The organism is Bacillus bingmayongensis, from assembly GCF_000299035.1.
GTDB classification, from domain to species: Bacteria; Bacillota; Bacilli; order Bacillales; family Bacillaceae_G; genus Bacillus_A; species Bacillus_A bingmayongensis.
On the sequence record NZ_AKCS01000020.1, the window covers coordinates 48125 to 56688 of the forward strand.

The window sequence follows — 8564 nt, forward strand, 5'->3', positions numbered from 1 at the left end:
TTTCATATCATCTCCTAATAGAAAAAGATTTATGTTAACAAAAAAAGGCAAGATGGAGATCCATCTTGCCTTTGGTATTTTTTAGTTTTATCCCGCTATTTGCGGGCAGTAATACTTCCGCCTCAAAATTCAGCGAAAGCAAAGAAGTTAACTGCCCGTAAAAGCCCGATTGGTGCGGGCTAATTAAAGTTTCACTTTATCCACACACAATATTAGGCGGCGTATTCCCTTGTAATCCAGCCACTAGATTTTTCGCAGCTGTCATCGCCATTTCGTGTCTTGTCTTTAATGTCGCAGAACCAATGTGTGGCAAAGTAACAACATTGGTTAAGGATAATAACGGATTATCTTTTTCGACCGGTTCCTGTGTAAATGTATCGATGCCTGCTGCAAAGATTTTCTTTTGTTTCAGCGCATTAATTAATGCAGGTTCATCGACTGTTTTCCCGCGAGAAGCGTTAATGAAAATCGCTGTTTCTTTCATTAATGAAAATTCCTTCTCTCCGATGAGATGGTATGTTTCTTCTGTTAAAGGAGTCAGAAGAACGATGAAATCCGATTGCGCTAGTAGTGTGTTTAAATCACAGTACGTCGCTTCGAATTTTTGTTCAGCTTCTTCTTTACGGCGACGATTATAGTACAGAACATTCATATCGAATCCGAATTTTGCTCGCTTGGCAACAGCCTCTCCAATTCGGCCCATTCCAATAATTCCAATTGTACTATGATGTACATCCAGCCCGAAGTGCTCTTTTTTAATTTCAGCATTCCAATTCCCTTGTTTTACATAAGAATCAAGTTCGCATACCCGGCGTCCAGCTGATAGCATCAGGGCGAAAACAAGATCAGCAACGGTATCATCTAATACATATGGAGTATTTGTTCCAATCACATTTTTGTCCCGCATCGCTTCTAAATCAAAATTATCATAACCAACAGAAATGTTGCTGACAACTTTTAAGTGAGGAGCTGCTTGTAACAACTCTTCGTCAATTTTGGAACCAAAGTTAAGCAAACCATGTTTATCTTTTACTTTTTCTAATAGAACTTCACGAGGTATCTTTTCACTGCTATCCCATTTTTCATATTCACAATGCTCAGAGATATATGTTTCTACAAATTTGGGAACGCGTTCAGCAATATATACTTTTGGTTTCACGGTTTCAACCCCTTTCTTTTTTACCCCACTTTAGCGGGCAGTAAAACCCTCACCTAAATAGTTAGAGAGAAGCGAAGAAGATAGGTGAGGATCAACTGCCTGTAAAAGCCCGATTGGTGAGGGCTAATAATCAGCGGAGATGAAGAAGACCTCCACTGATTAAAGTTTCACTTTATTTTTACATAATTCTCTAAAAAAATCTTCTTTTCAAACATAAAAGGGTGTCTGTATAATTTAGAAACAAAGAAAAGGAAGGATGAAGAATATGGTGACTGAAAAAGAATTAGAATTATTAGCTTGTCTTGAAAAAAGTAGTCGTTTATCCGTAGAAACTTTAGCGAAAATGTTAAATATAGAAGTAGAAGCAGTAAAAGAAATGGTTGAGAAATTAGAAAGAGAAAAAATCATTGTTGATTATGTTACACATATAGATTGGACAAAAGTAAAAGAACATAGCGGTTTAACAGCTATGATTGATGTGAAGGTTACGCCGAAGCATGGCGTTGGCTTTGATTCTGTTGCAGAGCAAATTTACCGTTATTCAGAAGTGAAATCTGTTTATTTAATGTCAGGGACATACGATCTTTCTATTACGTTAGAAGGAAAAAGTATGAGTGAAGTGGCAAGCTTTGTTTCTGAAAAGTTAGCAACAATTGAATCGGTTGTGTCAACAACAACACATTTTATTTTGAAAAAATATAAACATGAGGGACTTATTTATGACAAAACTGATGATGATAAACGAATTGTGGTGGCACCATGAAGCAGTTTGAACTATCAAGAGCAGCAGAATCTTTACAACCATCCGGCATCCGTAAGTTTTTTGACTTAGCGGCAGGTATGAAAGGTGTTATTTCACTTGGAGTGGGAGAGCCGGATTTTGTTACACCATGGAATGTAAGGCAGGCATGTATTCGTTCGTTAGAAGAAGGATATACAGCATATACTGCGAATGCAGGATTATTGGAGTTACGTCAAGAAATAGCAAAGTATCTTCAAAAGCAATTTCATGTTTCATATGATGCAAATGAAGAAATTATTGTTACAGTTGGGGCGAGCCAAGCATTAGATGTTGCGATGCGCGCTATTATAAATCCTGGTGACGAAGTGATCATTATTGAACCGAGCTTTGTATCATATGCGCCACTTGTTACATTAGCTGGCGGAGTGCCAGTTCCAGTAGCAACTTCTTTAGAATCGGCATTTAAAGTACAACCGGAGCAAATTGAAGCAGCCATTACAACAAAAACAAAAGCAATTTTACTTTGCTCTCCAAATAATCCAACCGGAGCACTTTTAAACAAGTCTGAATTGGAAGAGATAGCAAAAATCGTTGAAAAGTATAATCTCATTGTATTATCTGATGAAATTTATGCAGAGCTTGTATATGACGAAGCTTATACGAGTTTTGCGAGCATTAAAAATATGCGCGATCATACGATTTTAATTTCAGGATTTTCAAAAGGATTCGCGATGACTGGATGGCGCCTCGGAATGATTGCGGCTCCTGTACATTTCTCAGAATTGATGCTGAAAATTCATCAATATTCAATGATGTGCGCACCAACGATGTCACAGTTTGCAGCATTGGAAGCGCTTCGCTTTGGGAATGATGAAGTCATTCGAATGAGAGACAGTTATAAAAAGCGTCGTAATTTTATGACGACATCGTTTAATGAAATGGGCTTAACATGTCATGTGCCAGGCGGAGCTTTTTATGTGTTTCCTTCCATTTCTTCAACAGGATTATCCTCAGCAGAATTTGCAGAACAATTATTGTTAGAAGAAAAAGTAGCAGTTGTACCTGGAAGTGTATTTGGTGAGAGCGGTGAAGGGTTTATTCGTTGTTCATATGCAACTTCGCTTGAACAATTGATGGAAGCGATGAAGCGGATGAAACGATTTATAGAGAATAAAAAAAGGACAAAACAGAATACGTTTTGTCCATAAAAGGGGGGGAATACTAGAAAGCCATGTGTTAGTATTCTATCCCAATATTTGAAAATTATACTTACTAAAGGAAACTTTTTCATGGATTTTGAATGAAACGGGAGCTGGTGGTATAATTTACTAATATAGAGTGAAGTTTTTCTCAAGTGGTATATTTCTTTCTGCTTAGAATGAGCCTTCACCAATCGGGTATTTATAAGCAGTTACTCACTTTGCGTAGCGACATTCGTTTACATGTTGAGGTGAGTACTTTTACTGCAACCTGTAAATAGCAGGGAAACTGGTAAACGTATGGGAGTGTTTCATATGTCAGAACAATACACAACAGGAGTGATTGTAAAAGGGAAAGTAACTGGAATTCAAGATTACGGTGCATTTGTAGCATTGGATCAAGAAACGCAAGGACTTGTGCATATATCTGAAATTACAAATGGATATGTAAAAGATATTCATGAATTTTTAAAGGTCGGAGATATGGTAGAAGTAAAGGTACTTTCAATTGATGAAGAACACAGAAAAATGAGTTTATCGTTAAAAGCAGCAAAGCGTAAGCAAGGAAGAATCATGGTACCCAAGCCGTCTGATAAAGGGTTCAATACGCTTCGCGAAAAGTTAACAGAGTGGATTGAAGAATCACAGTTAACAAAGTAAAAGAGGATCGCTAAACCAGCGATCCTCTTTTACTTTGTTATGATATATATTAGCAAATATGATTGCATGCAATCATATTCGTATGTCGGATGAAAAACGCGAATTATACTTGTCTATTATCGAACTTCGCGTGTTTCCGGGTGTGTTCCAAGATTTTCAGATGGCTTAAATAATAAACCAAGGTTAATAAGCCCGGAAATACCAACAATACCGTAGATGATTCGTGCAAGTGCTGAACCTTGTCCACCGAAGATAGCTGCTACTAAATCAAATTGAAAGAATCCAATCAGCCCCCAGTTGACGGCACCGATTACAGTGAATACTAATGCAATACGTTGTAAAGTACTCATCTCGAATAAGTCCTCCTTAAATTTGAAGCATAAGCAAGCTTTTAGTGTACGTGAGTAGTAAGAATCCACCTTAGTGGATATAAAGCGAAATCCGAAATGGAAGTACGCTTTATACAACTTAACTCCTTTATAGAATGGTTGTCTTTTGTAGTTTTTATACACAAAAAATATCTATTATAGGATGTATATACATCTATACCGAAAAATGCGAATTTTTATGCAAAAAATGAACTTTTTAAAAAAAATATATATTGGTTACGTTTACAATTTTCCAATTGCTTGATTTACACCTTCAGTTTCGCTAAAGTGAATACAGAAATACATATACATAATTGGAGGGAAAAAGATGAGCACACATGTAACGTTCGATTATTCTAAAGCGTTATCGTTCATCAGTGAACACGAACTAACTTATTTACGTGATGCAGTAAAAGTATCACATCATGCAATCCATGAAAAAACTGGAGCTGGGAACGATTTCCTTGGGTGGGTAGAGCTTCCGCTTCAATATGACAAAGAAGAATTTGCTCGCATTCAAAAGAGTGCAGAGAAAATTAAAAATGACTCTGACATTTTACTTGTTGTAGGTATTGGTGGTTCTTACTTAGGAGCACGTGCAGCAATTGAAATGTTAAATCATTCTTTCTACAACACGCTTTCTAAAGAACAACGCAAAACTCCACAAGTGCTATTTGTTGGACAAAACATTAGCTCCACTTACATGAAAGATTTAATGGATGTATTAGAAGGTAAAGATTTCTCCATTAACGTTATTTCCAAATCAGGTACAACAACAGAACCTGCAATTGCATTCCGCCTGTTCCGTAAATTATTAGAAGAGAAATATGGAAAAGAAGAAGCACGTAAACGTATTTATGCAACAACTGATAAAGCGCGTGGTGCTTTAAAAACATTAGCTGACGAAGAAGGATACGAAACATTCGTAATTCCAGATGATGTTGGCGGTCGCTTCTCTGTATTAACACCAGTTGGTCTATTACCAATTGCAGTGAGCGGTTTAAATATTGAAGAGATGATGCAAGGGGCAGCTGCCGGACGTGACGACTTTGCAAAATCTGAGCTAGAAGAAAACCCTGCTTACCAATATGCAGTTGTGCGTAATGCTCTATACAATAAAGGGAAAACAATTGAAATGCTTGTTAACTATGAGCCAGCGCTTCAATACTTTGCTGAGTGGTGGAAACAACTATTTGGCGAAAGCGAAGGAAAAGATCAAAAAGGTATTTTCCCATCTTCAGCAAACTTCTCTACTGATTTACATTCATTAGGTCAATACATTCAAGAAGGACGTCGTGACTTATTTGAAACAGTTCTTAAAGTAGGAAAATCTACACATGAACTAAAAATCGAATTAGATGAGAACGATTTAGATGGTTTAAACTATCTTGCTGGTGAAACCGTAGACTTCGTTAACACAAAAGCATACGAAGGTACATTACTTGCACATAGTGATGGCGGAGTACCAAACTTAATCGTAAACATTCCAGAATTAAACGAGTACACATTCGGTTACCTTGTATACTTCTTCGAAAAAGCATGTGCGATGAGCGGCTACTTACTAGGCGTAAATCCATTTGACCAACCAGGTGTAGAAGCATACAAGAAAAATATGTTCGCTCTACTTGGAAAACCAGGATTCGAAGAACTAAAAGCAGAATTAGAAGAACGTTTGAAATAAGAAAAGCGGAAGCTGTCGGGATTATCCCGACAGCTTTTTTTATTGGCAAAATCGAGACGAGGCCTCTCGAATATTGCTTAATGGTCGATGAGTTATGTCGAATCGCCGATATATTGATATTAGAACGAATAGGAATCGGACATGCTAAGAAAAAAATCTAGGAAGGATGAATAGCTTGATTCCAATTCAATCAAATTTAGAAGGGCATACATATGCGCTTTTTAAATTAGAAGAAACATTAAAACCACTCGGCTATAGTATTGGCGGTAATTGGGATTATGACAAAGGATGCTTCGATTATAAAATAGATGAGGAAGATGGTTATCAGTTTTTACGAGTGCCATTTACAGCAGTGGAAGGAGAGCTTGATGTACCAGATGTAATGGTTCGTCTTGAAACACCGTATCTTCTTTCGCATGTATATCAAGACGAACTTGATGATCAAGTAAATACGCTAGCAGCTGGGGCAAGTGGATTAGATCAATTTGCAGAACCGAAAGATGCAGATGGTAATATAAAACGAAAATATATTGATATTGGAAAGGTATTAGTACAAGAGCTGGAACAGCATCTAATCAATGCTTAATTACGATAAATATGTCGCTTTCAATAATAATAAAAGAATGAACGGGATTGATGTGGTACTGTTCATCGCGCTGTATACCTAATAGCAAAGTATCTTGTTTTAAAAGCAGGTTACTGCAAGCTTCAAAAGTTTTTCCGATATATGATGAAGAAACAGTCATTAGTTGTAATTTGCTTTCTGAGATTTCATTATAAAGCGTAAATAACACACCTGAAATGGAAGGGAATAAAAGAGAGGCAGTAAAGACATAGCTTGTTAATTTATTTCCTTCAATAATCTCTGTTGCGCCAGCTCTAGTTGCGTTTTGAACTTGATCGGAAGTAAGGAGTTCGGCAATACAATGGATAGTCGGATTTAATCCTTTCGCAGTTAAAATATTTAAAATAGATTGTGTATCAGCCAAGCTTTCGTTTTTTTCTTTATCTGCCGTTATTAAAATGGTGTGGGCAGTTTTAATATTCGCTTTTAATAAAGTTTGATCGTGATGTGGACACCCTTTAATAAACGCTAAGTGATGAAATGGTCTCGGAAGCAGGGAAAGTGTTTCATCGATGAGCACGATATCAAGGTTTGGTTGTAAAATATGCATTTGACTTACTACATGTTTGGCGCGTTCATTCCAGCCAACGATAATCATATGACCATGACAAGAAGCAGCTTCTTCCCCTTTAATTTTCATATATTGTTTACTGATCATTTCAGTAGCAAATAGCACCATATAATAAGAGCAAAAACCTGTTCCTAATAAAATAAGGAGCATGCCGACGAGTTTCCCTACAGGTGTGTGGGGGACGTAATCGCCGTAACCGATAGTAAATGTGGTGACAATTGCCCACCATATACCGTCAAACCATGTAGAGAAGTATTTTGGTTCTAATTTATATATGAGGAAACCAAAGGTAGCGATAAGTATGATGATGAAGCTGACTAAACGAAAAATAATGGAGTTACGAAATACATCCACTAGGTTAGCTCGTGATTTCAAAATTTTATTCCTCCTTATGTTGTATAGCTATATCCATTGTTACCATTATGAAAAAAAGAAAAACTCTCTATATCTATTTAGAGAGTCGTTTAACGTTATATAGAAAGTGCTACATACTTTCAACTTCTGTTTGCTGAACGCTTTCGAAATGCTGCAAGGCATAATAAACATCAGCTGTATGCTTTTTTTGATCAACAGATAATTTAAGATGTAGAAAGTGGGAGCCATTTTCTAGTGTTTTCAGTTTCATGTTCTTTACTTTTATGTCCATTTCTTTTATCTCTTCAATAACGATGGGGATGTTATCCATATTGCGTACGACTAGTTTGACGGCAATATCTCGTTGTCTGAATGACCTAGGACCTAAAAACTTCATCGTTAATGGAATAAGCTCAACGCTAATCATAAGAAAACACATGCCGAAAATTGCTTCAAGATAAAAACCAGCCCCAACAGCAATTCCGATACCAGAAGCACCCCAAATCATAGCAGCGGTAGTTAGTCCTGCAATGCTGTCATTACCTCTTCGTAAAATAACGCCAGCACCTAAAAAACCGATTCCTGAAACAATTTGAGCTGCAAGGCGAAGTGGATCCATGTTGATATGGTCTGTATGAGGTAAAGTATAAGCTGCTTTAATAGAAACAATGGTAAGGAGGCAACTAATAATGGAAATGACTAAGCAAGTTTTTAAACCGAGTGGTTTTCTCTTTAACTCACGTTCTAAACCGATAGCGAATCCTAAAATAGCAGAGAGACCTAGCTTGATTAGTAAATCGGTATAGTCCATATGTATATTCCTCCTTGATAAGTTTGTTCAATGGAATGTAGTGATAATAAATGAGTAAAATATTCATTCGTAACTTAAGGTTTTTAACAACGGGGTTATGATTTCCTGCCAAATGAGGTATTAGCTTTTGGAATATATGTAGGAATTGGATAGAGGTGAAAATGGCTATTTTATTTAAGTATATGAGGTTAATAAAGAAACTTGGCTATTTTTATAAAAAAGTTTTAAAAGGGTGTTGCATTTCATTTTTCTACATGCTATATTAATAACCGTCGCTGATGCGAAACAGCAGAAAGCGAAAAAAGAAATTAAAAAACTTAGTTGACATCGAAAAATGAAGATGTTAACATAAGGAAGTCGCAAATGAGCGGCAAACGAGTTCTTTGAAAACTGA

At 36.7% G+C, this 8564-nt stretch carries 9 protein-coding genes; 5 read left to right on the top strand and 4 right to left on the bottom strand.

The genetic code is table 11. The features are described 5' to 3' along the window. Positions 1–196: 196 nt before the first annotated feature. Entirely contained in the window at positions 197–1159 is a 963-nt protein-coding gene (locus Y7E_RS0105085; RefSeq protein ID WP_017150212.1) for a 2-hydroxyacid dehydrogenase, read from the bottom strand. A 265-nt stretch (positions 1160–1424) separates the two neighbouring features. Here Y7E_RS0105085 and Y7E_RS0105090 point away from each other — a divergent pair, with 265 nt between their 5' ends. The 3 genes from Y7E_RS0105090 to yugI all read left to right on the top strand — a co-directional run bounded on the left by Y7E_RS0105090 (position 1425) and on the right by yugI (position 3760). Continuing rightward, positions 1425–1922 carry an Lrp/AsnC family transcriptional regulator gene (locus tag Y7E_RS0105090; protein WP_017150213.1) on the top strand — a complete coding sequence of 166 codons (498 nt, stop codon included), beginning with the start codon at positions 1425–1427 and terminating at the stop codon, positions 1920–1922. Further along, positions 1919–3109 carry an aminotransferase gene (locus Y7E_RS0105095; RefSeq protein ID WP_017150214.1) on the top strand — a complete coding sequence of 397 codons (1191 nt, stop codon included), beginning with the start codon at positions 1919–1921 and terminating at the stop codon, positions 3107–3109. The genes Y7E_RS0105090 and Y7E_RS0105095 overlap by 4 nt, the downstream gene beginning before the upstream one ends. 306 nt (positions 3110–3415) lie before the next feature. Then, positions 3416–3760: a S1 domain-containing post-transcriptional regulator GSP13 gene (gene yugI / locus Y7E_RS0105100; protein WP_017150215.1), complete on the top strand. Its 345-nt coding sequence runs from the start codon at positions 3416–3418 to the stop codon at positions 3758–3760. A 116-nt stretch (positions 3761–3876) separates the two neighbouring features. On the opposite strand, the gene Y7E_RS0105105 is transcribed toward yugI, so the two are convergent. Then, entirely contained in the window at positions 3877–4110 is a 234-nt protein-coding gene (locus tag Y7E_RS0105105; RefSeq protein WP_017150216.1) for a DUF378 domain-containing protein, read from the bottom strand. Positions 4111–4456: 346 nt separating this feature from the next. On the opposite strand from Y7E_RS0105105, the gene Y7E_RS0105110 reads away from it, so the two are divergent. Continuing rightward, complete coding sequence (locus Y7E_RS0105110; protein ID WP_017150217.1) at positions 4457–5809, top strand: glucose-6-phosphate isomerase; 1353 nt, start codon at positions 4457–4459, stop codon at positions 5807–5809. Positions 5810–5984: 175 nt separating this feature from the next. Further along, a complete protein-coding gene (locus Y7E_RS0105115) occupies positions 5985–6395 on the top strand; it encodes a YugN-like family protein (RefSeq protein ID WP_017150218.1) in 411 nt (136 codons plus the stop codon). Here the strand turns inward: Y7E_RS0105115 and Y7E_RS0105120 are convergent. Together Y7E_RS0105120 and Y7E_RS0105125 are read right to left on the bottom strand one after the other, a co-directional pair. After that, a complete protein-coding gene (locus tag Y7E_RS0105120) occupies positions 6385–7380 on the bottom strand; it encodes an ion channel (RefSeq protein WP_017150219.1) in 996 nt (331 codons plus the stop codon). The genes Y7E_RS0105115 and Y7E_RS0105120 overlap by 11 nt on opposite strands. Before the next feature lie 109 nt (positions 7381–7489). Further along, positions 7490–8170 (bottom strand): MgtC/SapB family protein, encoded by a 681-nt coding sequence (locus Y7E_RS0105125; protein ID WP_017150220.1) that lies wholly within the window; start codon positions 8168–8170, stop codon positions 7490–7492. Positions 8171–8564: the final 394 nt, after the last annotated feature.

Coding starts and splice junctions, on each gene's coding strand:
- Y7E_RS0105125 (WP_017150220.1), bottom strand. CDS start 8,170: ATGGACTATACCGATTTACTAATCAAGCTAGGTCTCTCTGCTATTTTA.
- yugI (WP_017150215.1), top strand. CDS start 3,416: ATGTCAGAACAATACACAACAGGAGTGATTGTAAAAGGGAAAGTAACT.
- Y7E_RS0105105 (WP_017150216.1), bottom strand. CDS start 4,110: ATGAGTACTTTACAACGTATTGCATTAGTATTCACTGTAATCGGTGCC.
- Y7E_RS0105095 (WP_017150214.1), top strand. CDS start 1,919: ATGAAGCAGTTTGAACTATCAAGAGCAGCAGAATCTTTACAACCATCC.
- Y7E_RS0105090 (WP_017150213.1), top strand. CDS start 1,425: ATGGTGACTGAAAAAGAATTAGAATTATTAGCTTGTCTTGAAAAAAGT.
- Y7E_RS0105110 (WP_017150217.1), top strand. CDS start 4,457: ATGAGCACACATGTAACGTTCGATTATTCTAAAGCGTTATCGTTCATC.